At 69.2% G+C, this 22,876-nt stretch carries 23 protein-coding genes and 1 riboswitch; of the genes, 21 read left to right on the top strand and 2 right to left on the bottom strand.

The window, feature by feature from the left end; all coding sequences use genetic code 11:
* The first annotated feature begins 232 nt into the window (after positions 1 to 232).
* Both AB6A69_RS15625 and AB6A69_RS15620 read left to right on the top strand, forming a co-directional pair.
* Complete coding sequence (locus AB6A69_RS15625; RefSeq protein WP_371061464.1) at positions 233 to 1,378, top strand: MBL fold metallo-hydrolase; 1,146 nt, start codon at positions 233 to 235, stop codon at positions 1,376 to 1,378.
* A 369-nt stretch (positions 1,379 to 1,747) separates the two neighbouring features.
* Positions 1,748 to 3,010 carry a DEAD/DEAH box helicase gene (locus AB6A69_RS15620; RefSeq protein WP_371056656.1) on the top strand — a complete coding sequence of 421 codons (1,263 nt, stop codon included), beginning with the start codon at positions 1,748 to 1,750 and terminating at the stop codon, positions 3,008 to 3,010.
* A 336-nt stretch (positions 3,011 to 3,346) separates the two neighbouring features.
* Here the strand turns inward: AB6A69_RS15620 and irrA are convergent, their stop codons facing one another.
* Positions 3,347 to 3,763, bottom strand: coding sequence for an iron response transcriptional regulator IrrA (gene irrA / locus AB6A69_RS15615; RefSeq protein ID WP_371056655.1), 417 nt, complete (start codon positions 3,761 to 3,763; stop codon positions 3,347 to 3,349).
* Between the two features lie 186 nt (positions 3,764 to 3,949).
* Between irrA and fabA the strand changes: the two genes are divergently transcribed.
* From fabA to AB6A69_RS15600, 3 genes are read left to right on the top strand one after another with little or no spacing between them, the layout of a single operon-like run.
* Positions 3,950 to 4,456, top strand: a complete 507-nt coding sequence (gene fabA, locus AB6A69_RS15610; RefSeq protein WP_371037287.1) for a bifunctional 3-hydroxydecanoyl-ACP dehydratase/trans-2-decenoyl-ACP isomerase — start codon at positions 3,950 to 3,952, stop codon at positions 4,454 to 4,456.
* Positions 4,457 to 4,469: 13 nt separating this feature from the next.
* Positions 4,470 to 5,699, top strand: a complete 1,230-nt coding sequence (gene fabB, locus AB6A69_RS15605) for a beta-ketoacyl-ACP synthase I (RefSeq protein ID WP_371056654.1) — start codon at positions 4,470 to 4,472, stop codon at positions 5,697 to 5,699.
* 8 nt (positions 5,700 to 5,707) lie between these two features.
* Positions 5,708 to 6,499, top strand: a complete 792-nt coding sequence (locus AB6A69_RS15600) for an enoyl-ACP reductase (RefSeq protein ID WP_371061463.1) — start codon at positions 5,708 to 5,710, stop codon at positions 6,497 to 6,499.
* 49 nt (positions 6,500 to 6,548) lie between these two features.
* On the opposite strand, the gene AB6A69_RS15595 is transcribed toward AB6A69_RS15600, so the two are convergent.
* The gene (locus tag AB6A69_RS15595; RefSeq protein ID WP_371061462.1) at positions 6,549 to 7,418 is read right to left on the bottom strand and encodes a hypothetical protein; all 870 of its coding nucleotides are present in this window, start codon (positions 7,416 to 7,418) and stop codon (positions 6,549 to 6,551) included.
* A gap of 105 nt (positions 7,419 to 7,523) precedes the next feature.
* On the opposite strand from AB6A69_RS15595, the gene miaB reads away from it, so the two are divergent.
* From miaB to AB6A69_RS15515, 16 genes are all read left to right on the top strand, one after another.
* The gene (gene miaB / locus AB6A69_RS15590) at positions 7,524 to 8,846 is read left to right on the top strand and encodes a tRNA (N6-isopentenyl adenosine(37)-C2)-methylthiotransferase MiaB (protein WP_371061461.1); all 1,323 of its coding nucleotides are present in this window, start codon (positions 7,524 to 7,526) and stop codon (positions 8,844 to 8,846) included.
* A gap of 444 nt (positions 8,847 to 9,290) precedes the next feature.
* Entirely contained in the window at positions 9,291 to 10,256 is a 966-nt protein-coding gene (locus tag AB6A69_RS15585; RefSeq protein WP_371037283.1) for a PhoH family protein, read from the top strand.
* A 56-nt stretch (positions 10,257 to 10,312) separates the two neighbouring features.
* Positions 10,313 to 10,831, top strand: a complete 519-nt coding sequence (gene ybeY / locus AB6A69_RS15580; RefSeq protein WP_371061460.1) for an rRNA maturation RNase YbeY — start codon at positions 10,313 to 10,315, stop codon at positions 10,829 to 10,831.
* Positions 10,832 to 10,837: 6 nt separating this feature from the next.
* Positions 10,838 to 11,722 (top strand): hemolysin family protein, encoded by an 885-nt coding sequence (locus AB6A69_RS15575; protein ID WP_371037639.1) that lies wholly within the window; start codon positions 10,838 to 10,840, stop codon positions 11,720 to 11,722.
* Positions 11,715 to 13,226, top strand: coding sequence for an apolipoprotein N-acyltransferase (lnt, locus tag AB6A69_RS15570; protein WP_371061459.1), 1,512 nt, complete (start codon positions 11,715 to 11,717; stop codon positions 13,224 to 13,226). Before AB6A69_RS15575 ends, lnt begins: the two co-directional genes overlap by 8 nt.
* Positions 13,227 to 13,269: 43 nt before the next feature.
* Positions 13,270 to 13,318, top strand: a riboswitch (SAM-SAH riboswitch).
* Positions 13,319 to 13,325: 7 nt separating this feature from the next.
* The gene (metK, locus tag AB6A69_RS15565; protein WP_371061497.1) at positions 13,326 to 14,492 is read left to right on the top strand and encodes a methionine adenosyltransferase; all 1,167 of its coding nucleotides are present in this window, start codon (positions 13,326 to 13,328) and stop codon (positions 14,490 to 14,492) included.
* 93 nt (positions 14,493 to 14,585) lie between these two features.
* Complete coding sequence (locus AB6A69_RS15560; RefSeq protein ID WP_371061458.1) at positions 14,586 to 15,476, top strand: DUF1353 domain-containing protein; 891 nt, start codon at positions 14,586 to 14,588, stop codon at positions 15,474 to 15,476.
* 120 nt (positions 15,477 to 15,596) lie between these two features.
* Complete coding sequence (locus AB6A69_RS15555) at positions 15,597 to 16,319, top strand: tRNA (guanosine(46)-N(7))-methyltransferase TrmB (protein ID WP_371061457.1); 723 nt, start codon at positions 15,597 to 15,599, stop codon at positions 16,317 to 16,319.
* Positions 16,320 to 16,392: 73 nt separating this feature from the next.
* A complete protein-coding gene (gene aroA / locus AB6A69_RS15550; protein WP_371061456.1) occupies positions 16,393 to 17,745 on the top strand; it encodes a 3-phosphoshikimate 1-carboxyvinyltransferase in 1,353 nt (450 codons plus the stop codon).
* Positions 17,746 to 17,749: 4 nt separating this feature from the next.
* Positions 17,750 to 18,373 (top strand): d(CMP) kinase, encoded by a 624-nt coding sequence (locus tag AB6A69_RS15545; protein ID WP_371061455.1) that lies wholly within the window; start codon positions 17,750 to 17,752, stop codon positions 18,371 to 18,373.
* 246 nt (positions 18,374 to 18,619) lie between these two features.
* The gene (locus AB6A69_RS15540) at positions 18,620 to 18,958 is read left to right on the top strand and encodes a DUF4168 domain-containing protein (protein ID WP_371061454.1); all 339 of its coding nucleotides are present in this window, start codon (positions 18,620 to 18,622) and stop codon (positions 18,956 to 18,958) included.
* Positions 18,959 to 19,165: 207 nt separating this feature from the next.
* Positions 19,166 to 20,875 (top strand): 30S ribosomal protein S1, encoded by a 1,710-nt coding sequence (gene rpsA / locus AB6A69_RS15535; RefSeq protein ID WP_371061496.1) that lies wholly within the window; start codon positions 19,166 to 19,168, stop codon positions 20,873 to 20,875.
* Positions 20,876 to 21,157: 282 nt separating this feature from the next.
* Complete coding sequence (gene ihfB / locus AB6A69_RS15530; protein WP_371061453.1) at positions 21,158 to 21,445, top strand: integration host factor subunit beta; 288 nt, start codon at positions 21,158 to 21,160, stop codon at positions 21,443 to 21,445.
* A gap of 2 nt (positions 21,446 to 21,447) precedes the next feature.
* Complete coding sequence (locus AB6A69_RS15525) at positions 21,448 to 21,798, top strand: LapA family protein (protein WP_371061452.1); 351 nt, start codon at positions 21,448 to 21,450, stop codon at positions 21,796 to 21,798.
* Between the two features lie 8 nt (positions 21,799 to 21,806).
* Positions 21,807 to 22,469 carry a phosphoribosylanthranilate isomerase gene (locus AB6A69_RS15520; protein ID WP_371061495.1) on the top strand — a complete coding sequence of 221 codons (663 nt, stop codon included), beginning with the start codon at positions 21,807 to 21,809 and terminating at the stop codon, positions 22,467 to 22,469.
* Positions 22,470 to 22,506: 37 nt separating this feature from the next.
* Positions 22,507 to 22,737: an N-(5'-phosphoribosyl)anthranilate isomerase gene (locus AB6A69_RS15515; RefSeq protein WP_371061451.1), complete on the top strand. Its 231-nt coding sequence runs from the start codon at positions 22,507 to 22,509 to the stop codon at positions 22,735 to 22,737.
* Positions 22,738 to 22,876 lie beyond the last annotated feature (139 nt).

Raw genomic sequence — 22,876 nt, 5'->3', positions numbered from 1 at the left:
GGCGCGGGGCCGCATGCGAGAATCCCGGAGACGAGGCCGGTTGTCTTGCACAACGCGCCACCTTTCACGGCAGTGGGGCAGGTTCGGCACGCTCCGGATCCGGGGCGCGTCGGTGCTTTCGCGGTGCGGTTCGACGGGGACGCCCGAGGTGCTGCCGCCGCTCGGTGTGCTTTCCACCTTTCCGCCGTGAGCGCCCCGCCAGTCGCAGACGATACCAGGAAAGGCGATTGGCATGAAAAAGGCCAAGGTCTACGGTTTCGCCGGCAAGCGTCTCGATACGGGCGAGACGACGGTCAGGGAAGCGGCCCGGAAACCCTGCGCCGAGGTGGAGGACTGGAAAATGGCAAGGCAGAAACTCATCGCCATGGAGGGCATCATGCCCAGGCGCGCGGATCGCGGCGGACCGCAGGATCATCCATGCGGGCGGCGTCCCCGACCTGGCGAAGCCCGAACCCGGGCCGCACGCATGATCCTCAGGCTCGCCACCGCCGCCATGGTTGCCGCGCCCGCCCTCGCCCATGCCGACATCCTGGAGGTGCAGCCCGTCACGGACGATGTCTGGGCCATCGTCGGCCCCACCGAGCAACGCAGCCCGGAGAATCTGGGCAACAACGCGACCTTCGGCCTGATCGAGACGGGGGCGGGCGCGGTGCTGATGGATCCGGGCGGCTCCTGGAAAGGCGCGGAGATGCTGCACGCGGTCATCCGCGGCCTCACCGATCAGCCGGTTGTCCATGTCATCAACACCGGCGGGCAGGACCACCGCTGGCTCGGCAACGGCTACTGGCAGGCGCAGGGGGCAACAGTGATCGCGTCCGAGGCGGCGGTGGCGGACCAGCGGGCCCGCGCCTCGATGCAGATGACGGCGCTGGCGCAGCTCATCGGCGACGCGCTGGAGGGGACGGAGCCGAGCTTCGCGGACGTGACCTTCACGGATGCCTACACGCTCGAGCTCGGCGGGCTGCGCTTCGAGATCGTCCATCCCGGACCGGCGCACACGCCGGGCGACAGCTTCGTCCTGGTGCCGGCGCGCGACACGGTCTTCACCGGCGACATCGTCTATGTCGCGCGTCTGCTCGGCGTGGGTGCGCAGAGCTCCATCAGCGGATGGCCGTCCGCGTTCGAGGCGGTGGAGGCGACGGGCGCGGCGCATGTCGTGCCGGGCCACGGCCCCGCGACCACGATGGAGAAGGCGCGCGCCGACACCTACGACTATCTGATGCACCTTCGCGCCGAGATCGGCGCGCTGATCGACGAGGGCGGGGACATCATGGAGGCGCCGCAGGTGGACCAGTCGGACTTCGCCTATCTCGAGCAGTTCGAGGCGCTCGCCGGCCGCAACGCGCAGATGGCATTCCAGCAGATGGAATGGGAATGAGGGCGCAGTGAACTTCGCCGCGGTCTGTCGGCGCCCGCCTCCGGCGCGCGCGAGAAATGCCGCCCTCAGAGCAGGGCCGAAGCGGCGTCCACGCCGTGCATGGGACCGGAAACGCTTGACAGCGCAGCGCGGATGCCCCACTTGATCCCCAGCGCCGCGCTGCCGCGTGAGCAGATCTGGCCGCCCAAGAGGCCAACGGCGCACCGAATTCAGTTCCCCATCACGCAGGGTTCCTGACGCGACGACCGGACGGATGGGGACTCTCCCCTTCGTCGACTGGCCCGCGAACCCTCATCGGCTGCCTTTCGGCGGCCATTCAGCACGGTTGTGCCGGCTCAAGGTCCGTGCGCGGCCCAAGAAGGATACGATTTGTTCGATTTCGACATGCTCGGCCTCGCGCCGACCCTCAACACCGCGCTGAGCCGCGCGGGATTCTCGCAACCGACCCCGATCCAGGCGCAGGCGATCCCGCTCGCGATGGAGGGGCACGACATCATGGGCCTCGCCCAGACCGGCACCGGCAAGACGCTGGCCTTCGGCCTGCCGCTTGTCGATCATCTTCTCGCGGAGCCGGGCAAGCCCGCGCCGAAAACCGCGAAGGCGCTCATCCTCGCGCCGACGCGTGAGCTGGCGAACCAGATCGCGGAAAGCCTGCGCACGCTGACCGACGGAACCAGACTGCGCGTGGCGACGGTCGTCGGCGGGCAGTCGCTGGGCCGGCAGATCTCGCTTCTGTCGCGCGGCACGGATATCCTCGTCGCCACGCCGGGGCGGCTTATCGACCTGATGGAGCGGGGCGCCGTCGATCTCGGCCAGGTGCGCCATCTCGTGCTCGACGAGGCCGACCAGATGCTCGACCTCGGCTTCATCCACGCCCTGCGCAAGATCGCGCCGCGGCTTGGCACGCCGCGCCAGACCATGCTCTTTTCGGCGACCATGTCGAAGCAGATGGAAGAACTGTCGCGCGCCTACCTCACGACTCCCCGCCGCGTTCAGGTCTCGCCGCCGGGCAAGGCCGCCGACAAGGTCACGCAATCGGTGCATTTCCTCGACAAGGCCGAGAAGCCGGGCCGCCTGCGAGAGATCCTCTTGCGGGACGAGGCGGCGCTGACGCTGGTCTTCGCCCGCACCAAGCACGGGGCGGAAAAGCTCATGAAGGGGCTGGTGGCGGACGGCTTCAACGCCGCCTCGATCCACGGCAACAAGAGCCAGGGCCAGCGCGACCGCGCGATCAAGGCGTTCCGCTCGGGCGCGATCAACACGCTCGTGGCGACCGACGTGGCCGCGCGCGGTATCGACATTCCCGGCGTGACCTATGTCATCAACTACGACCTGCCCGATGTTCCGGACAATTACGTGCACCGGATCGGGCGCACCGCGCGCGCCGGGCGCGAGGGTGAGGCGATCGCGTTCTGCGCGCCCGACGAGGCCGATCTGCTGCGCCAGATCCAGAAGCTGATGAAGATCGAGGTGCCCGTGGCCCGGGGCAACAGCCCGCTTGCGGAAGGCGACGATGCTGCCGGCGGCCGCCGGAACGGCGCGCGGCGCCATCGCGGCAAGCCGGCCGGCGGTGCCGGTGGCGCGCCGAAACCGGCGAAGCGGCGGCGTCCGCGCCGCCCGCAGGCGGCCTGAAAACGGCGGCGCGCCGGTCCCCCGGCGCGCCCTTGACGTCCCCGCCTGAGCGCCGTTCCGGCCCGCCGCGGCGACAGCGCTTGCTCGGTGAGGGCCGCCTCCTTCGGTCTTCACCTGGTCCACATGCGGATGAACGACGGTCCGCCCGCGTGCGGGGCGTCAGCCACTGCGAGGCCGCTGCGCCATTCGCACTCGCGCGACAAGTCTTCAATCGGCACTTCGGGTTTTCATGCAGCGCATCGGCGTGACGTGCAGCCCGGCGGCCGGTGCGTCCGGACCCGCGGCGATCGTGGCCAGCGATATCAGCGAAGAGAACGGCGCGTCGAGCGCGCCGGGTCAGCCGCGACGGAGCCGGATCACCACGTCGATCTTGGCGATTTCCGCGCCCTCGGGGGCGGTGGGCAGCCGGGTGATCTCGAGTTCCTCCGATGGCGCGTCGGAGAGACGCCCCTCGTCTTCCCAGAAGAAATGCGGATGATCGTGGATGTTGGTGTCGAAATAGCTTTTCGACCCGTCCACCGTGATCTCCTGCATCAGCCCCGCGTCACAGAACGCCTTGAGCGTGTTGTAGACGGTGGCGAGCGACACGCTTTCGCCGCGCTCCCGCACCGCGGCGAACAGGCTTTCGGCCGTCACGTGACGGTTGTGGCCGTCGCCGACGAGAAGCGCGGCCAGCGTCAACCGCTGCCGCGTCGGCCGGAGCCCGGCCTCGGACAGCCATTCGGATCCGCGATCGAGAGCCTGTTGATCCATGACGGTCATCTTCCTTACGTTCCAGCGGGAATATAGAGCTTCAAGCGGCGATGTTTCAATGCAAATCGGGGAATTTTCGCCGGCGCAAGGCTCTGTGTCGCCGGCCGCGCGCAGTCTTGCAAGCGCCTTTCGCGGGGTGCTAGAGGGAGCGCGGTAAACCGCAGTGTCCCGAGGAGCGCGCCCTGAATGGCCGATCATCCCACCAGCTTCGACAAGGACGATCTCCTGCGCTGCGCGCGCGGCGAGCTCTTCGGACCGGGCAACGCCCAGCTTCCCGAGCCGCCGATGCTGATGATGGACCGGGTCACGGAGATCTCCTCGGACGGGGGCGCGCATGGCAAGGGGCATGTGGTGGCCGAACTCGACATCACGCCCGACCTGTGGTTTTTCAAGTGCCATTTCCCGGGCGACCCGGTGATGCCGGGCTGCCTCGGCCTCGATGCGCTCTGGCAGCTCACGGGCTTCAACCTCGGCTGGCGGGGCATGCCGGGCCGGGGCCGCGCGCTGGGCGTCGGCGAGGTGAAATTCACCGATATGGTGACGCCCGCGACAAAGCTGGTGACCTATATCGTCGACTTCACGCGGGTGATCGACCGCAAGCTGAAGCTGGGCCTCGCCGACGGGCGCATGCTGGCGGACGGGAAGGACATCTACACCGCAACGGACATGAAGGTCGGGCTGTTCACCGACTAGGGAGGAAGCGCCGATGCGCCGCGTCGTCGTCACCGGACTCGGCATCGTCTCGTCCATCGGGACCGATGCCGAGGAGGTTCTTGCATCGCTCCGGGCCGGCCGCTCGGGGATCACCGCGAACGAGGACATGAAGGAGCACGGGTTCCGCAGCCAGATCGCGGGCGCCGTCGACATCGACGTGTCCGAGCACGTGGACAAGCGCACGCTGCGGTTCATGGGGCCCGGCGCCGCCTACGCCCATATCGCGATGAGCCAGGCCATCGCCGACGCGGGGCTCGAGGACAGCGACGTGGTGAACGAGCGGACGGGGCTCGTCGCCGGGTCTGGCGGGCCGTCCACCTCGGCCATGCTCGCCGCGCACCAGACCGTGCTGGAAAAGGGCAGCCCGAAGCGGATCGGCCCCTTCGCCGTGCCCAAATGCATGTCGTCCACGGTGAGCGCGAACCTCGCCACGGCGTTCCATATCAAGGGGATCAACTACTCGATCACCTCCGCCTGTTCGACCTCGCTGCACTGCATCGGCAACGCGGCGGAGCAGATCATGATGGGCAAACAGGACGTGATGTTCGCCGGCGGCGGCGAAGAGCTCGACTGGACGCTGTCGTGTCTCTTCGACGCGATGGGCGCGATGAGCGCGAAATACAACGACGCGCCGGAAAAGGCGTCCCGCGCCTTCGATGCCGGCCGCGACGGGTTCGTGATCTCGGGCGGCGGCGGCATCGTGGTGCTGGAAGAGCTCGAGCACGCGAAGGCCCGCGGGGCCCGCATCTACGCGGAGGTCACCGGCTACGGCGCCACCTCGGACGGGCACGACATGGTCGCACCGTCCGGAGAGGGCGGCGAGCGGGCGATGCGTCTTGCGCTCGCGACGCTGCCGGCGGACCGCAAGGTGGGCTACATCAACGCGCACGGCACCTCCACGCCCGTCGGCGATGTGGGCGAGGTGGAGGCGGTGCGCCGCGTCTGGGGCAGGGGCGCGACGCCGCCCATCAGTTCCACGAAATCCATGACCGGCCACAGCCAGGGGGCGACCGGCGCGCAGGAGGCGATCTACTGCCTGCTGATGCTGCAGCACGATTTCATCGCGCCCTCGATCAACGTCGAGACGCTGGACCCCGCGATCGATCCGGCCGAGATCGCCTTGACGCGGGTGGACGGCGCCGGCCTCGACACGGTGATGACCAACAGCTTCGGCTTCGGCGGCACCAACGGGTCAATGCTTCTGAGCAGATATCACGGGTGACAGCACCGATGTCGGATCTTCTGAAGGGCAAGCGCGGCCTCATCATGGGCGTGGCCAACGAGCGCTCCATCGCGTGGGGCATCGCGAAGGCCATGCATGGCGCGGGCGCCGAGCTTGCCTTCACCTACCAGGGGGAGGCCTTCGGCAGGCGGGTCGAGCCGCTGGCGGCCTCGCTCGGATCCGACATCCTCGTCGACGCCGACGTCACCGACGACGCCGCGATGGACGCCGCGTTCGAGGCCCTGGGCGCGCGCTGGCCCGCCATCGACTTCGTGGTGCACGCCATCGCCTATTCCGACAAGTCGGAGCTGACGGGGCGCTTCATCAACACCACCCGGAAGAACTTCAAGCACTCGCTCGACATCTCGGCCTACTCCTTCATCGACGTGGCCCGGCGGGCGCAGCCGCTGATGCGGGAGAATGGCGGCGCGCTGATGACGCTGACCTACCAGGGCTCCATGCGCGTGGTGCCGAACTACAACGTCATGGGCGTGGCGAAGGCCGCGCTCGAGGCCGCGACGCGCTACCTCGCGAACGATCTGGGGCCCGAGCGCATCCGCGTGAACGCGATCTCTCCGGGCCCGATGAAGACGCTCGCGGGCGCGGCCATCGGCGGCGCGCGGCGCACCTACAAGCATTCCGAGGCGAACGCGCCGCTGCGCGCCAACGCCACGCTGGAGGCGGTGGGCGGCACGGCGGTCTGGCTCGCCTCCGACGCCGGCGCCTTCACGACCGGCGAGGTCGTGCATGTGGACGGCGGCTATCACATCGTCGGAATGCCGCAGATCGAGAACCTCTGAACCGCGCGCCGGGCGGTGGGGTCGCCATGTCCCGCGGGCGTCCGGCGGCTCAGAACCACTGGCCCGGCTCCATCAGGCCGAGGTCCAGCAGCTGGCGGGAGTGCCACTCGAACGGCACGGAATTGTGCCAGCGGAACGTGTCTATCCCGTCGCGCGAGCCCGGGTTGGTGCGCAGCGCCTTCGCCGTGCGGAACGAGACCACCGCCGCCGTCAGGTTGTGGTGCCACGGGCAGGCATAGGTGTTGTATTCCTCGTCGTTGAAAGTGTGATCGCCGCGCAGTGCGAGCCCGGGCCTGGCCCGGAAAAGCGAGATGCGATCGATCTTGCGCCGCGCGGGCGGCACGTGCTCCTCGAAGCGCCAGCGCAACCCGCCATGGAAATCGAGCTGGCGTTCCCTGGGGTGGTCGTGATGCGCCGGATCCTTCCGGGCGAGCGCGTAGTAGCCCGTCCTGTCGATCTGCGCCGTGTCAAGGCAGACCGCGTTCGGCGCGGTGTCCAGATCGGCGGCGTAAAGGTCGATGACGTAGGTCAGCATCGCCGAGCGCCGCTCTTCGGCATGAAAGGCGAGCATCTCGCCCACCGTGCGCGTCTCGCAGAACGGGTAGAACAGGAACTCGGCATTGTAGCAGTAGAAGAACCACGTACCCGGCGCGGCGGCGGCGATGCGGTTGACGGCCGCCTGCAGCGCGCCTTCCGCATAGGGATCGCAGGCGATGCGATGCACCGTGTCCACAAGGTCGGGGGCGAGGGGGACGACATCGGGCATCAGCGCCAGAACGGCGCGGAAGCCCGACTGCATGTGGTGGCGCAGCGTGGTGTCCACCTCGGCGTCGTCCTCGACCATAACGATCGCGACGGGCCCCTCGGCCAGTGCCGCGCGCCCGCGCGTCAGAAAGTCGTCCAGGCCCCGGTAATACATCGCGCCTCACTGGCCTCCCGGCGTGAAACTCCGGCAAATGGCGCCGCATTGCAAGGCGGGCCCGATCCGGTGTAGGCAGCGGGCTGGAACGCGCGAGGCACGATCATGACCCAGCCCCGGAAGCTCTATATCAGGACCTACGGCTGTCAGATGAACGTCTATGACAGCGAGCGGATGGCCGAGGCGCTGGGCGGGCAGGGCTACGTCGAGACCGACAGCCCGGACGACGCGGACATGATCCTGTTGAACACCTGCCATATCCGGGAGAAGGCCGCCGAGAAGGTCTATTCCGAGCTCGGGCGCTTCAAGGGCCTGAAAGCCGCGAAACCGGATCTGAAGATCGGCGTGGCAGGCTGCGTGGCGCAGGCCGAGGGCGAGGAGATCATGCGCCGCCAGCCCATGGTGGATCTCGTGGTCGGTCCCCAGAGCTATCACCGCCTTCCCGACCTCGAGGCGCGCGCCCGCGCCGGCGAGAAGGCGCTCGATACCGACTTCCCCGAGGAGGACAAGTTCGCGCATCTGAAGTCGCGGCCCAAGGCCGCGCGCGGGCCGACGGCCTTCCTGACCGTGCAGGAAGGCTGCGACAAGTTCTGCGCCTTCTGCGTCGTGCCCTACACGCGCGGCGCCGAAGTCTCGCGCCCGGTGGAGCGGGTGATGGCGGAGGCGCGCGACCTCGTGGAGCGGGGCGTGCGCGAGATCACGCTTCTCGGCCAGAACGTGAATGCCTATCACGGCGCCGGGCCGGACGGCGCGGACTGGTCGCTCGCACGGCTGATCCACGAACTGGCAGAGATCGACGGGCTCGCGCGGATCCGCTTCACCACGTCACACCCCAACGACATGGGCGAGGACCTAATCGCGGCGCACGGCACCTGCGAAAAGCTGATGCCCTACCTGCATCTGCCCGTGCAGTCGGGCAGCGACCGCATCCTGAAGCGGATGAACCGCAGGCACACCGCCGAAGGCTACATCCGGCTGATCGAGCGCATCCGCGCCGCGCGTCCCGACATCCTGCTCTCGGGCGATTTCATCGTGGGCTTTCCCGAGGAGACCGAGGCGGATTTCCAGGCGACCCTCGATCTGGTCGAGGCGGTCGGCTATGGTTCCGCCTTCTCGTTCAAGTATTCGCCGCGGCCGGGCACACCCGCCGCCGAGCGCCCGCAGGTCGATGCCGATGTGGCGTCGGACCGTCTGCAGCGGCTTCAGGCGCTTCTCACGCGCCAGCAGCGGGCCGCGCAGGACGCGATGGTCGGGCGCGATATCAGCGTGCTGTTCGAAAAACCCGGCCGGCTCGAGGGTCAGATGGTCGGCAAGTCGGAGTATCTGCACGCCGTCCATGTCGCCGATCCCGCGGCCCGGGCCGGACGGATCGCGACGGTGCGTGTCGTCGAAAGCGGGCCGAACTCCTTGTCCGGACGGTTGGCCTGACGGCCGCCTTTATCCGCGACAGGCTGCATGTGATTGAAAGAAGTTTGAAATCCGCTTTCCCACAAGGGCGGCGGATCGTTCGCGTTACCGAAACCGATTGACCATCGGATCGGACTCGCTTCCCCAGCGTAAGCCGTTGTATCTTCGGGGGGTGACGAGTTGGCCGGGGCGCTGTCGCGTTCTGGTCGGGGGTGTGGACAAACGCGTGGAAATCCCGGGTTTGTCCAGTTTTTCCGGCGGGTTTCAGGGACGTCCTGGAGTCGCCGGCGAAAAAATTGTTCATGTGTCTTGCTGGTTCCGGGCGCCGCGGGTCTGTTCCGCCTCGCGGCGTCCTGCGTCGTCCCGTTCCGACCCGGCGCTCCCGCCGGCGCGCGCGCCCGCGCGGTTGCAATGGCGCGCCGGACGGGGCACCCTTATGGTGTCCATCCGCGGCAGGAGACATGCGTGAGCACAGGCACTTTGACCGAGGCGCTTATCGAGTTCCCCGACAACCGGCTCCTGATCGACCTTTGCGGCGAACATGATCGCCATCTCGCGGACATAGAGCACAAGCTTCACGTTCAGATCCTGCGCCGGGGCAACCAGCTTGCCGTGATCGGCGAGGAGGCGCCGCGGCAGGAGGCGGTCGAGGTTCTCGAATCGCTCTACCAGCGTCTCGAGCAGGGCAGGCCGGTCAGCGCGGACGATGTGGACCGGGAACTGCGCATGGGCGCGGCGCCGGGCGACCAGCTCGAGATGTTCGGCTCAGGCCCGGTGGAGATCAAGACGCGGAAGAAGCTCGTCGAGCCGCGCACCGACGCGCAGCGCACCTATGTCCGGGCGCTTTTCGGGCACGAACTCTGCTTCGGCATCGGCCCGGCCGGCACCGGCAAGACCTATCTCGCCGTGGCGGTGGGCGTCTCGATGTATCTGGCCGGCCACGTCGACCGCATCATCCTGTCGCGTCCGGCGGTGGAGGCGGGCGAGCGGCTGGGCTTTCTGCCGGGCGACATGAAGGAGAAGGTCGATCCCTACATGCAGCCGCTCTACGATGCGCTGAACGATTTCCTGCCCGCCAAGCAGCTGGCGCGCCTGATGGAGGAGAAGACGATCGAGATCGCGCCGCTGGCCTTCATGCGCGGGCGCACGCTGTCGAACGCCTTCGTCGTGCTCGACGAGGCGCAGAACGCGACCTCGATGCAGATGAAGATGTTCCTCACCCGTCTCGGGGAAGGCTCGCGCATGGTCGTCACCGGCGACCGCAGCCAGGTGGACCTGCCGCGCGGCGTCACCTCCGGGCTCGCGGACGCGGAGCGGCTGCTCTCGCCGGTGACGGGGATCTCCTTCAGCTACTTCACGGCGCGCGACGTGGTGCGCCACCCGCTCGTGGCCGCGATCATCGAGGCTTACGACGCCGACGCGCCGGCCTGACCGGCCGGCCGGGAAAAATCGCAAGGGAGCGGGGCCGCCCCCCTGGTATCGAGGCCGTGGTCACGGAAACCGTCATCGAGGATCCGCGATGGGCAGAGGCGGGGCTTGCCGCCATCGCCGAACGCGCGGTCGGCGCCGCGCTCGCGCATCTCGGTCTCGGCGCCGAGACGTGGGAGGTGGTCGTGCTGGGATGCGACGACGCGCGCATCGCGGCGCTCAACGCCCAGTTCCGCGGCAAGGCGGTGCCCACCAACGTGCTGAGCTGGCCCGCGGCCGAGCGCGGCGCGGCGCGGGCCGGAGAGCGCCCCTCGCCGCCCGATCCCGCCGACCCCGAGATCGGCGATATCGCGCTGGCCTTCGAGACCTGCGCCCGCGAGGCGCAGGCGTCCGCCATCCCGTTCGAGCGTCACGTCGCCCATCTGGTGGTGCACGGACTGCTGCACTGCCTGGGCTACGACCACGAAACCGATGCGGATGCGACACTCATGGAGAGCGAGGAGGCCGAAATCCTTGGCAATCTGGGCCTTCCTGACCCATATACCGCATTGCGGCCCGACCTGCCGCGCTCTGGATGAAAGATGATGGACGATACCGACGGGTCCTCTAGCGCAGCGCAGAGCGCGCAGACCCAGACAGACGACGACTCGGGGGGCGGCCTGATCCGCCGCGTTCTGGGGATATTCTCCCCTTCGGACGAGGAAGAGACGGAGGCCGGAACCGAGGAGATGGCCAGCGCGAAGCCGCAAACGCACGGGATGGTGAACCTGCGCCGCCTGCGGGTAGAGGACGTCGCGATCCCCAAGGCCGAAATCATCGCCGTGCCGGACACGATCTCGCGCGAGGAACTCGTGGACGTCTTTCGCGAGACGGGCATGTCGCGCCTTCCGGTCTACTCCGGCACGCTCGACAACCCCGTCGGCATGGCGCACCTGAAGGACTTCGCGCTCAGCCACGGCTTCAACGGCGGGCAGGAGACGTTCGATCTCGAGGCGCTGCTCCGGCCGCTGCTCTTCGTGCCGCCCTCGATGCCCATCGGCGTGCTCCTGACCAAGATGCAGACGGAGCGGCGCCACATGGCGCTCGTGATCGACGAGTATGGCGGGGTGGACGGGCTGGTCACGATCGAGGACCTGATCGAACAGGTCATCGGCGAGATCGAGGACGAGCACGACGTCGACGAGGACAGCTGGTGGCACGAGGAGCAGCCCGGCTGCTATTCGGTGCAGGCCAAGACACCGCTCGAGGATTTCGAGGCGGAGATCGGGCGCTCCCTGTCCGACGTGGCCGAGGTGGACCCCGAAGAGATCGACACGCTGGGCGGGCTCGTCTTCATGCTGGCCGGCAGGGTGCCCGCCCGAGGCGAGGTGATCCCGCACCCGGCCGGGCCCGAATTCGAGGTGGTGGACGCCGACCCGCGCCGGATCAAGCGGTTGCGCGTGCGCCTGCGCGAGGCGCGCGATGGCTGAAGGCGCGCGCCCGCGGCCCGGGGCCGCGGCGCTCTCCTTCCGGCCGCGGCTGGGGCTCGGGCTGGTCGCGGGCGCGGGCGCGGCGCTCGGGCAGGCGCCCTTCGGGCTCTGGCCCCTCACGCTACTGGGCTTCGCGGCACTTGCCCTCTTGTGGTCGCGCGCGGGCGCGCCGCGGCGCGCGGCCCTCGTGGCGTGGGTCTTCGGGCTTGGGCATTTCGCGCTCGCGCTGCACTGGATCGTGGAGCCCTTCTTCGTGGACGCGGCGCGGGACGGCTGGATGGCGCCTTTCGCGCTGGCATTTCTCGCAGGCGGGCTCGCGCTTTTCTGGGGCGCGGCGGGGTGGATCGCGGCGCGCCTCCGGGCGGGGGCGGTCGGGCTTGTCGCCGCGCTCTGCCTTTCGGAGCTTGCCCGCGCCTATCTTCTGACCGGGTTCCCGTGGGCCATGCCGGGCCATGCCTTCATCGGCACGCCCGTGATGCAATGGGCGGCGTGGATCGGACCGCACGGGCTGACCCTCGCCACGCTCGCGCTGGCCATGCTGCCAGCGGCGCTTTTCGGCGCGGGGCGCCGGGCGTCCGCCCTTGTGGTGGCGGCGGGCGCGCTCGCGGTCCTGTGGGGGGGCGGGCTGGCCCGGCTGTCCCAGCCCCTGCCGGAGCCAACGCCCCACACCGTCCGGCTGATCCAGCCCAATGCGCCCCAGCGCCAGAAATGGGACCCCGAGCATATTCCCGTCTTCTACGCGCGGCAGGTGAGCTTCACCATGGCCGCGCCGCGTCCCGACCTCGTGGTGTGGCCCGAGACCGCGCTGCCGGACCTGCTCGAGCGCGCAGAGGCGCCGCTTGCCCATATCGCCGAGGCCGCGGGCGGCGCCGGCGTCGTTCTGGGCATCCAGCGGAGCGAGGCGGGCCGCTACTACAACTCCGCCGTCTTCCTCGATGCCGGGGGCCGGACGGCCGATGTCTACGACAAGCACCATCTCGTGCCCTTCGGCGAATACATGCCCTGGCCGGCCTTCTGGCGGCGTCTCGGCATCCACGGCCTCGCCGCGCGCGCCGACGGCGGCTACACGCCGGGGCCCGGGCCGCGGCTTCTCGACACCGGCCCGCTCGGCTCCGCGCTGCCGCTCATCTGCTACGAGGCCGTCTTTCCGCAGGACGTCGGGGGCGCGCCGGAACGGCCCGACTACCTGCTGCACCTGACCAACGATGCGTGGTTCGGCACCTTCTCGGGACCCTATCAGCACCTGGCGCAGGCGCGGCTGCGCGCGGTCGAGCAGGGGCTGCCGCTGATGCGTGCGGCCAATACCGGCGTCTCGGCCGCGATCGACGCGCGCGGCGCCGTGCTGTCCGAGATCGCGCTCGGGCAGGCGGGCTACATCGATGTCGCGCTGCCCGAGGCCCTGCCGCCAACGCCTTACGCGCGCCTCGGGGACTGGCCGGCGGCGCCCGCGCTTTTCGCCCTTTTCGCCATCGCGGCCCGGCGCGCGCGCGGAAAAACCGATTGACCTTTGGCGGGCGGCTGCATACCCCGATCCGGATATAGCGAAACGACCGTCACAACGGCTTCCTGGCGTGGCGGGACAACCCCAATGGAGCATCCCCCGATGGCGCGCGACAACTACATCTTCACCTCGGAGTCCGTTTCCGAGGGCCACCCCGACAAGGTCTGCGACCGGATTTCGGACGCCATTCTCGACACGCTGTTGGCCGAGGAGCAGAACGCCCGCGTGGCCTGCGAAACCTTCGCGACCACCGGGCTCGTCGTCATCGGCGGCGAGGTGGGCCTGTCGGACCCGGAGCTTCTTAAGAACTACATGGGCCGGTTCGGGCAGATCGCGCGCGACTGCATCAAGGATATCGGCTACGAGCAGGAGCAGTTCCACTGGAACACCTGCCATGTCCTCAACTTCCTGCACGAACAGTCCGCGCACATCGCGCAGGGCGTCGACCGGGACGGGGCCGGCGATCAGGGCATCATGTTCGGCTACGCGGTCGACGAGACGCCGGAGCTCATGCCCGCGCCGATCCAGTATGCCCACAAGATCCTGCGCCGTCTTGCCGAGGCGCGGAAATCGGGGCAGGAGCCGGAGCTGCGCCCCGACGCCAAGAGCCAGCTCACGGTGCGCTACGAGGGTGGAAAGCCGGTGGAGGTCACGCAGATCGTGCTCTCGACCCAGCACGCCCATGACGGCCAGAGCTCGCGGGACATCCGCGACATCGTGGAGCCCTACATCCGCGAGGTGCTGCCGTCCGACTGGATCACCGACGCCACCGAATGGTGGGTCAACCCGACCGGCACCTTCGTGATCGGCGGCCCGGACGGCGATGCCGGGCTGACCGGCCGGAAGATCATCGTGGACACCTATGGCGGGGCGGCGCCCCATGGCGGCGGCGCCTTCTCGGGCAAGGATCCGACCAAGGTCGACCGCTCGGCTGCCTACGCCGCGCGCTACGTGGCCAAGAACATCGTGGCGTCGGGGCTGGCGCGGCGCTGCACGCTTCAGCTGTCCTACGCGATCGGCGTGGCGAAACCGCTTTCGATCTACGTGGACACCCATGGCACGGGGCAGGTGGACGACGAGGCGATCGAGGCGGTCATCCCGAAGGTGATGGACCTCACGCCGCGCGGCATTCGCGAGCATCTGATGCTCAACCGCCCGATCTACGCGCGCACGGCCGCCTACGGCCATTTCGGGCGCGAGCCCGATGCGGACGGCGGGTTTTCGTGGGAGCGCACGGATCTCGTGGACGCGCTGAAGAAGATGGTGTGACCCGCCTTCGCCATCGCGCAAGAAATCTTGTAAAAATCCGCTGTTTTTGAAACACTCGTCCCCGGGTCGATCTTGCGCCCCGGGAGCGCAACCATGGGTGTCCGAAAAATCGTCGTCGTCGGCGCGTGCCTCATCCTGGCAGGCTGCAGCCCGGACGTTCTGCAACCCTCCAGGGCGGATGGCGTGCTGTCGACGCGGGTGTGCCCGGCCGACGCCCCCGAAACCTGCCTGTTCTTCAATTCCCCCGTCCGCCTGGAACCGCGCGAGGTCCCGGTGCCGTTCCGGTTCGGCCGCTTCTTTCCCATGGCGGAGGCCCTCACTTTCGTCGATTCAGGCGGCAAACGCTGGGTCGCGCCGCGGGGCACCCTGACCGACGGTGCGTCGATTCCGCGTGTCTTCGTGCCGATCGTGGGTCAACCGAGAAGCCCGGAATTCGTCAACGCGGCGGCCATCCACGACGCGTATTGCGGCATCGGTAACGAGAACCTTCCGCAATGGCGCAAGGATGAGTGGCGAAGCGTCCACAGGATGTTCTACGACGCGCTGCGCGCCAGCGGGACGGACGAAATCCGGGCGAAGGTCATGTTCGCCGCTGTCTATCTGGCCGGACCGCGATGGGGCGAGCCGCGCGGCGGGGTGCAGACGCTGCCACCGCCGCGCCAGCGCCAGGTGATGCGGCGGTTGCAAGAGAGCATCGAGGACGAGAACCCGCCTTTCGCGGAGTTGCTGATCGCGCTGGAGGAACTCGATGCCGAGGCCTCCGTCGAAATCGCCCGCAGCCGCGAGGGCCGCGGCCTTGAAAGCGTCCTCTCCCCGGGGAACGGTGGTGACGCGGGAGGTGAGAACGGCCAGACCCCCGGCAACGGCGACCAAGACGGCCAGAACCCCGGTAACGATATGCCGGTTGGCAACGCGCCGGTCGATGACTTGCCCGGTGGGCAAGGTAACGGCGGCCAGGCTCAGGACAGCGTGGGCGCGCTCTGACATTACGCATTGCCCGCAAGCGCCCCGCCACCCACGAACCGGTGGGGCCGCCCGCCCTGTCGCGGCGCCGCGCGCCCGGTGATTGCGCCCCCGCTGCGGCCTGCGCTATGTCCCCGCCCCATGAGCGACCGACGCACGACAACGCATTCTTCCGGCGCGCCCTGGCGGAATTTCTACGGCCGGATCCGCGGCAAGGGTCTGCGCGAGAGCCAGCGAGCCTATCTCGAAGAGGATCTGGACAAGCTCTCGCCCGGCCCGGTGGGCTGGCACGAGAACCCCGGACGCAGGCCTCTCGACCTCGATGCGCTGTTCGGCGGCGCGCCGGTCTGGCTCGAGGTGGGGTTCGGCGGCGGCGAGCACATGATCCATCAGGCGCGCGCCCACCCCGGGATCGGGATCCTTGGCTGCGAGCCTTACGTCAACGGCGTCGCCATGCTGCTCGGCAAGATCCGCGAGGCGGGCGTGTCCAACCTGAGGGTCCATCCCGGCGACGTGCGCGACCTCTTCGACGTGCTGCCCGATGCCACGCTCGACCGCGTGTTCGTGCTCTACCCCGATCCCTGGCCCAAGAAGAAGCATCACCGCCGCCGCTTCGTGACCCCGGAATACCTGGCCCCGCTCGCCCGCGCGATGCGGCCGGGCGCGGAACTCCGTATCGCGACGGACATTCCCGACTACGTGCGCCAGGCACTCCAGGAGGTGCCCCGCCACGGCTTCGCGTGGCTGGCCGAGCGTCCGGACGACTGGCGCAGGCCGTGGGCCGACTGGATGTCCACCCGCTACGAGCAGAAGGCACTGCGCGAGGGCCGGGTGCCGCACTACCTGACCTTCCGCCGCCGCTGACGCGCCGCCTGCACAGGCTGGACGGCCCGGACGGGCTGCGCTACTCCGCCCGGGTGCAGCACACGAGAGGCCCATGTCCGCCCACGGCACCCCCGTTCCGATGACCGCGCGCCGCGCGGGGCCGCTCGCCGGAGAGGCGGTCGTGCCCGGCGACAAGTCGGTCAGCCACCGCGCGCTGATCCTGGGCGCGCTCGCCGTGGGCGAGACGCGGATCACCGGGCTTCTGGAAGGCCAGGACGTGCTCGACACCGCCAAGGCGATGGCCGCCTTCGGCGCCGAGGTGACGCGGCAGGGCGAGGGCGCCTGGAGCGTTCACGGCGTCGGCACCGGCGGCTTCGCCGAGCCCGGGCAGGTGATCGATTGCGGGAATTCGGGGACGGGCGTGCGCCTTGTCATGGGCGCCATGGCCACGACGCCGATCACCGCCACCTTCACCGGCGATGCGAGCCTGAACCGGCGCCCGATGGCACGCGTGACCGATCCGCTGGCGCTTTTCGGCGCGCGCGCCGTGGGCCGCTCGGGCGGACGGCTGCCGATGACGCTCGTGGGGGCCGACGACCCGTTGCCGGTGCGCTACGAGGTGCCCGTTCCCTCGGCGCAGGTGAAGTCGGCGGTGCTTCTTGCCGGGCTGAACGCGCCGGGCGAGACGGTGGTGATCGAGCGCGAGGCGACCCGCGATCATACGGAGCGGATGCTCGCGGGCTTCGGCGCGCGCATCGCCACCAAGCAGACCGGCGAGGGCCGTGTCATCACGCTCGCCGGCCAGCCCGAGCTGCGCCCGCAGGCGATCGCCGTGCCGCGCGATCCGTCCTCCGCCGCCTTTCCGGTCGCGGCGGCGCTGATCGTCGAGGGCTCGGACGTGCGCGTGCCGGGGATCGGCCTCAACCCCACGCGCGCGGGTCTCTTCGAGACGCTGCGCGAGATGGGCGCGGAGCTGGCCTTCGAAGCCCCGCGCGACGAGGGCGGCGAGCCGGTGGCGGACCTTCGCGCGCGGTTCTCGGGCGGCATGACGGGAATAGAGGTGCCGCCCGAGCGCGCGGCCTCCATGATCGACGAATACCCGATCCTGTCGGTGGTGGCGGCCTTTGCCGAGGGACCGACCGTGATGCGCGGGGTGCGCGAGCTGCGCGTGAAGGAAAGCGACCGGATCGACGCGATGGCGGCGGGGCTGCGCGCCGCGGGCGTCGAGGTCGAGGAGGGCGAGGACTGGTGGATCGTCCACGGCCGGGGGCCGGGTGGCGTGCCGGGCGGCGCGACGGTGGAAAGCCGTCTCGACCATCGCATCGCCATGTCGTTCCTCGTTCTCGGGCTGGCGTCGCAGGCGCCCGTGACCGTCGACGACGGCGGTCCCATCGCCACCTCCTTTCCGGTCTTCGAGCCGCTGATGGCCGCGCTCGGCGCGGATATCAGGCGGGAGGAGGAGTGACGCCATGGGGCTGACCATCGCCGTCGACGGGCCTGCGGCCAGCGGCAAGGGCACGATCAGCCGCGCGATCGCCGCGCGTTTCGGCCTTGCCCATCTCGACACCGGGCTGCTTTACCGCGCGGTGGGGCGGCGCATGCTCGACGGCGAGGAGCCGCTGGTCGCCGCGCGGGCGCTCAGGGCGGAGGATCTCGACGCCGAGGATCTGCGCGGCCCCGACGTGGCCGAGGCGGCAAGCAAGGTGGCGGCGCTGGGCGAGGTGCGCGCCGCGCTCGTGGATTTCCAGCGCGCCTTCGCCGCGCGGGCCGGGGGCGCGGTGCTGGACGGGCGCGACATCGGCACGGTGATCTGCCCGGACGCGCCGGTAAAGCTCTTCGTGACCGCCTCCGCCGAGGTGCGGGCGGAGCGGCGGCACAAGGAACTTCTGGCGCGCGGCCACGACACGCGCCTCGAGGAGGTGCTGGCCGACATCCGCGCCCGCGACGCCCGCGACGCGGGCCGCGCCGACGCGCCGATGCGGGCGGCGGCGGATGCGGTGCTCATCGACACCAGCGGGCTGGGCATCGACGAGGCCGTGGCGCGCGCGATCTCCGAGGTGGAGGCGCGGCGCCCCGAACCGGACGACGCGTGACAGGGTCCGGGCACGCCGCCTGACCCGCGCTTTTGCGGCCGCGCCGGGGCCCTCGCCCCGCCGCTGCCGGCGCGATCCCTCCCTGTGCCCGCACTGCCAGCGGATTCCCGCGCACAGGGTTGCGAGGGCTGCCATGTCCATTAGCTGTAAGTGGCAGCAATCGACTGCACCGAATTCACGTTCAACGGAGATCACATGCCCTTCGGAAAGACCCTGACAGCGACAACCATGGCCCTCGGCCTTGCGATGACAGGCGCATCGGTGACGGCCCTGACCGCCCAGAGCGCGGCGGCCCAGGAGGCGGCAGATTACAGCGGCGAGCAGCTCGACGCCTTCACCGTCGCGTATCTGCAGGTGATCGACCTGCGCGAGAAATACGTCCCGGTCCTTCAGGCGGCGGAGAGCCAGGACCAGCAGCAGGCGATCATCGAGGAGGCGAACGCCGAGATGGTCGAGGCCATCGAAAGCACCGATGGCATGACGCTCGACGATTACGAGTCGATCGCGCAGGCGGCCGCCGAGGATCAGGACCTGAACGCGCGGATCATGGCGCGGATCGAGGACATGGCCCAGCCCGTCGAGTGACGGGCGGCCGGTATCGTGGCGGGGCGGCCCTGCAGGCTTGATTCCCCGCCGCGATGCCGCTATGAGCGGCCCGTCACCTGGTCGGGGCGCCGATGACAACGCAGGGGAAACGGGCAGGGTCGGGTCCATCCGGCCCTATTTCGTTTTTTGGCCCGTGCTGCCAGGACCAATGTCAAGACCGGCGGAGACAACCGCGCGGCCAGTCAAATTAAACCGAAGGAAACCAAAAGCCACATGGCTCAGAACGCATCCATGGAGGAATTCGAGGCCCTCCTGAACGAAAGCCTCGAAATGGACACGCCCGACGAGGGCACTGTCGTCAAGGGCCGGGTCCTCGCCATCGAGGCCGGGCAGGCCATCATCGATGTCGGCTACAAGATGGAAGGCCGCGTCGACCTCAAGGAATTCGCGATGCCCGGCGAGACGCCGGAGATCAGCGTCGGCGACGAGGTGGAGGTCTACCTGCGCGCGGCCGAGAACGCGCGCGGCGAGGCCGTGATCTCGCGCGAGATGGCGCGGCGCGAAGCCGCCTGGGATCGCCTCGAGAAGGCCTATGCCGACGACCAGCGCGTCGAGGGCGCGATCTTCGGCCGCGTGAAGGGCGGGTTCACCGTGGATCTCGGCGGGGCGGTCGCGTTCCTGCCGGGCAGCCAGGTCGACGTGCGCCCGGTGCGCGACGCGGGTCCCCTCATGGGCCTGAAGCAGCCCTTCCAGATCCTCAAGATGGATCGCCGCCGCGGCAACATCGTGGTGTCGCGCCGGGCCATCCTCGAGGAGAGCCGCGCCGAACAGCGCGCCGAGGTGATCGCCAAGCTCAAGGAAGGCGACGTCGTCGACGGCGTGGTGAAGAACATCACCGAATACGGCGCCTTCGTGGACCTGGGCGGCGTCGACGGCCTGCTGCACGTCACCGACATGGCATGGCGCCGGGTGAACCACCCCTCCGAGATCCTCTCGATCGGCGAGACGGTGAAGGTGCAGGTCATCAAGATCAATAAGGAGACCCACCGCATCAGCCTCGGCATGAAGCAGCTGCAGGAGGATCCGTGGGACCTCGTGGCCGCGAAATACCCGCTGGGCTCGGTGCATGCCGGCCGCGTCACCAACATCACCGATTACGGCGCCTTCGTGGAGCTGGAGCCGGGGGTCGAGGGGCTTGTCCACGTCTCCGAGATGAGCTGGACGAAGAAGAACATCCACCCCGGCAAGATCGTCTCCACCTCCCAGGAGGTCGAGGTGATGGTGCTCGAGATCGACCAGGCCAAGCGCCGCGTCTCGCTCGGGCTCAAGCAGACCCAGCGCAACCCGTGGGAAGTCTTCGCCGAGACGCACCCGCCGGGCACCGAGGTCGAGGGCGAGGTCAAGAACATCACCGAGTTCGGCCTCTTCGTCGGCCTGCCGGGCGACATCGACGGGATGGTGCACCTCTCCGATCTCAGCTGGGACCAGCGTGGCGAGGAGGCGATCCAGGAGTACCGCAAGGGCGACGTCGTCCAGGCGGTCGTGCAGGAGGTCGACACCGACAAGGAGCGGATCTCCCTCTCGATCAAGGCGCTGGGCGGTGACAAGTTCGCCGAGGCGATGGGCGGCGTGAAGCGCGGCTCCATCATCACGGTGACCGTTTCGGCCATCGAGGATGGCGGGATCGAGGTCGAGTATGACGGCCTGAAATCGTTCATCCGTCGCTCCGACCTCAGCCGCGAGCGGTCCGAACAGCGCCCCGAGCGTTTCAGCGTGGGCGACAAGGTCGATGTGCGCGTGACCAACGTGGACCCGAAGACCCGCCGCCTCGGCCTGTCGATCAAGGCCCGCGAGATCGCGGAAGAGAAGGAAGCCGTGCAGCAGTATGGCAGCTCCGACTCCGGCGCGTCGCTCGGCGACATCCTTGGCGCCGCCCTCAAGGGCGACGAAAAGTAAGCGCGGCGCCCCTCGGGCCTGACCGCTTTACGGCGAAAATGACCCCCGCGGCCGGCAGGCCGCGGGGGTTTTCATGTGCGAATCGGCGCATCCCGCGCGCGGCCATGGCCGCATGGACGCGCCCGCGACCGGCATCACGCCCCCCGCTGACGGCCGAAGCCGCTGTCATGGATGGAAAAATGGCCTCGTCGCGGTGTTGCGAGGTTTCCGTCCGCGGCCTTTTCGGCCTATAGTTGCCTCTGAACGAACAGGCCGGTCCAAATCCGGCGGGGGGCTTCCGGCATGATCCGATCGGAACTGATTCAGAAGATCGCGGACGAGAACCCGCATCTCTACCAGCGCGACGTGGAGCGGATCGTGAACACGATCTTCGAAGAGATCACCAACGCGATGGCGCGCGGCGACAGGGTGGAACTGCGCGGGTTCGGCGCGTTCACCGTCAAGAAACGCGACGCCCGGGTCGGTCGCAACCCGCGCACGGGTGAGGCCGTGCAGGTGGACGAGAAGTGCGTGCCCTTCTTCAAGACCGGCAAGCTCCTGCGCGAGCGTCTTAACCAACATCAGGACTGACCATGCGCTACATCCGTTATCTCTTCTTCGCGGTGCTCGCGGTGGCGCTCGTTTCCGTGGCGGTGGCGAACCGTGACAGCGTGACGCTTCAGCTTCTGCCCGAGGCCCTGTCGCGTCTTGCCGGGTTGAACCGCACGATCGAGCTTCCGCTTTACGCCGTGATCTTCGGCGGCATCGCGGCCGGTCTGCTCATCGGCTTCGTCTGGGAATGGATGCGCGAGGGCAAGTACCGGGCCGAGGCCGCCCGCCGCGCCACCGAGGTCAGGCGCCTCAACCGGGAACTGCGCCGGGTGAAGGGCCAGCGCGACGAGGGCAAGGACGACGTGCTGGCACTGCTTGACGAGGCGAGTTGAGCGGCCCGATGGAAGAGCGTGTCAGGGTCAAGGTCTGCGGGCTGACCCGGGCGGCCGATGTCGCGGCGGCCGCGGGGGCGGGCGCGGCCTATGTGGGCTTCGTGTTCTTCGCCCGGAGCCCGCGCAACCTCGACCCCGCGGCGGCGCGCGCGCTGGCGCTCGAGGTGCCGCCCGGCATCGTGAAGGTCGCCCTCACTGTGAACGCGGAGGATGCGGCGCTCGACGCGATCCTCGACGAGGTTCCGGTGGACATGCTCCAGCTGCACGGTGCCGAAAGCCCCGAGCGCGTGGCGGCGCTGCGGGCGCGCTACGGCCTGCCGGTGATGAAGGCGGTGGGGGTCGCGCAGGCCGCGGACCTCGCCGCGCTCGACCGCTACGCCGAGGTGGCCGACCAGATTCTCGTGGACGCGAAGCCGCCCGCGGGCGCCACGCTGCCCGGCGGCAACGGGCTCGCCTTCGACTGGCGCCTTCTTTCCGGGCGGCGCTGGACGCGTCCGTGGATGCTCGCGGGCGGGCTGACCCCCGAGAACGTGGGCGAGGCGATTTCGCGCACCGGCGCGCGGCAGGTGGACGTATCGTCGGGCGTGGAGCGTGCGCCGGGAGAGAAAGACCCCGCTCGCATCGCGGCGTTTCTGCGTGCCACGGCAAGGCGCGCGGAGAAAGCCTCATAGTCACGTCCTCTTAACCTTCCTGCGCGAGGCTCGCGGCATGTCCACCTTGCCACCCCACCTCACGCCCGACCTCTGGCTCTCCCAGATCTTCGCGTCGCGCGAGGCGCGGACGGGTGGCGTGGTGAAACGGCAGGTGCGCGACGTGGAACGCCTCGTGGGGCGCCGCGCCTTCGCGAGGGAAGTGGCGCGCCGCGGGTTCCAGGCGGTGGAGAACGGACGCCACTTCGTCGTCTTCTGCAACGACGCGCCGGTTCGCCCGCTCCGCTGAAGGGCCTTCGAAGGCCCTTCGCGGAAGCCGCTTGAAAGCGGCTTCCACGCGGTTTCGAAACCGCGTGGGCAAGGCCTTTCGAAAGGCCTTGCCCTTGCCCCGGGCGCGGTGCGGGCTTACTCAGTCCAGAGCACGAGCG

Origin of the sequence: Rhodosalinus sp. 5P4, assembly GCF_041365695.1 — a bacterium.
In the GTDB taxonomy this organism is placed as follows: domain Bacteria; phylum Pseudomonadota; class Alphaproteobacteria; order Rhodobacterales; family Rhodobacteraceae; genus Rhodosalinus.
Note: the sequence above shows the minus strand (reverse complement) of the source record. Positions and strands in the feature narration are given on the sequence as shown.

What these genes read in the sequence shown, in the direction of transcription:
- AB6A69_RS15625 (WP_371061464.1), top strand. Translation starts at nt 233, where the DNA reads ATGAAAAAGGCCAAGGTCTACGGTTTCGCCGGCAAGCGTCTCGATACG.
- irrA (WP_371056655.1), bottom strand. Translation starts at nt 3,763, where the DNA reads ATGGATCAACAGGCTCTCGATCGCGGATCCGAATGGCTGTCCGAGGCC.
- fabA (WP_371037287.1), top strand. Translation starts at nt 3,950, where the DNA reads ATGGCCGATCATCCCACCAGCTTCGACAAGGACGATCTCCTGCGCTGC.
- fabB (WP_371056654.1), top strand. Translation starts at nt 4,470, where the DNA reads ATGCGCCGCGTCGTCGTCACCGGACTCGGCATCGTCTCGTCCATCGGG.
- AB6A69_RS15600 (WP_371061463.1), top strand. Translation starts at nt 5,708, where the DNA reads ATGTCGGATCTTCTGAAGGGCAAGCGCGGCCTCATCATGGGCGTGGCC.
- AB6A69_RS15595 (WP_371061462.1), bottom strand. Translation starts at nt 7,418, where the DNA reads ATGTATTACCGGGGCCTGGACGACTTTCTGACGCGCGGGCGCGCGGCA.
- miaB (WP_371061461.1), top strand. Translation starts at nt 7,524, where the DNA reads ATGACCCAGCCCCGGAAGCTCTATATCAGGACCTACGGCTGTCAGATG.
- AB6A69_RS15575 (WP_371037639.1), top strand. Translation starts at nt 10,838, where the DNA reads ATGGACGATACCGACGGGTCCTCTAGCGCAGCGCAGAGCGCGCAGACC.
- lnt (WP_371061459.1), top strand. Translation starts at nt 11,715, where the DNA reads ATGGCTGAAGGCGCGCGCCCGCGGCCCGGGGCCGCGGCGCTCTCCTTC.
- metK (WP_371061497.1), top strand. Translation starts at nt 13,326, where the DNA reads ATGGCGCGCGACAACTACATCTTCACCTCGGAGTCCGTTTCCGAGGGC.
- AB6A69_RS15560 (WP_371061458.1), top strand. Translation starts at nt 14,586, where the DNA reads ATGGGTGTCCGAAAAATCGTCGTCGTCGGCGCGTGCCTCATCCTGGCA.
- AB6A69_RS15555 (WP_371061457.1), top strand. Translation starts at nt 15,597, where the DNA reads ATGAGCGACCGACGCACGACAACGCATTCTTCCGGCGCGCCCTGGCGG.
- aroA (WP_371061456.1), top strand. Translation starts at nt 16,393, where the DNA reads ATGTCCGCCCACGGCACCCCCGTTCCGATGACCGCGCGCCGCGCGGGG.
- AB6A69_RS15545 (WP_371061455.1), top strand. Translation starts at nt 17,750, where the DNA reads ATGGGGCTGACCATCGCCGTCGACGGGCCTGCGGCCAGCGGCAAGGGC.
- AB6A69_RS15540 (WP_371061454.1), top strand. Translation starts at nt 18,620, where the DNA reads ATGACAGGCGCATCGGTGACGGCCCTGACCGCCCAGAGCGCGGCGGCC.
- ihfB (WP_371061453.1), top strand. Translation starts at nt 21,158, where the DNA reads ATGATCCGATCGGAACTGATTCAGAAGATCGCGGACGAGAACCCGCAT.
- AB6A69_RS15525 (WP_371061452.1), top strand. Translation starts at nt 21,448, where the DNA reads ATGCGCTACATCCGTTATCTCTTCTTCGCGGTGCTCGCGGTGGCGCTC.
- AB6A69_RS15520 (WP_371061495.1), top strand. Translation starts at nt 21,807, where the DNA reads ATGGAAGAGCGTGTCAGGGTCAAGGTCTGCGGGCTGACCCGGGCGGCC.
- AB6A69_RS15515 (WP_371061451.1), top strand. Translation starts at nt 22,507, where the DNA reads ATGTCCACCTTGCCACCCCACCTCACGCCCGACCTCTGGCTCTCCCAG.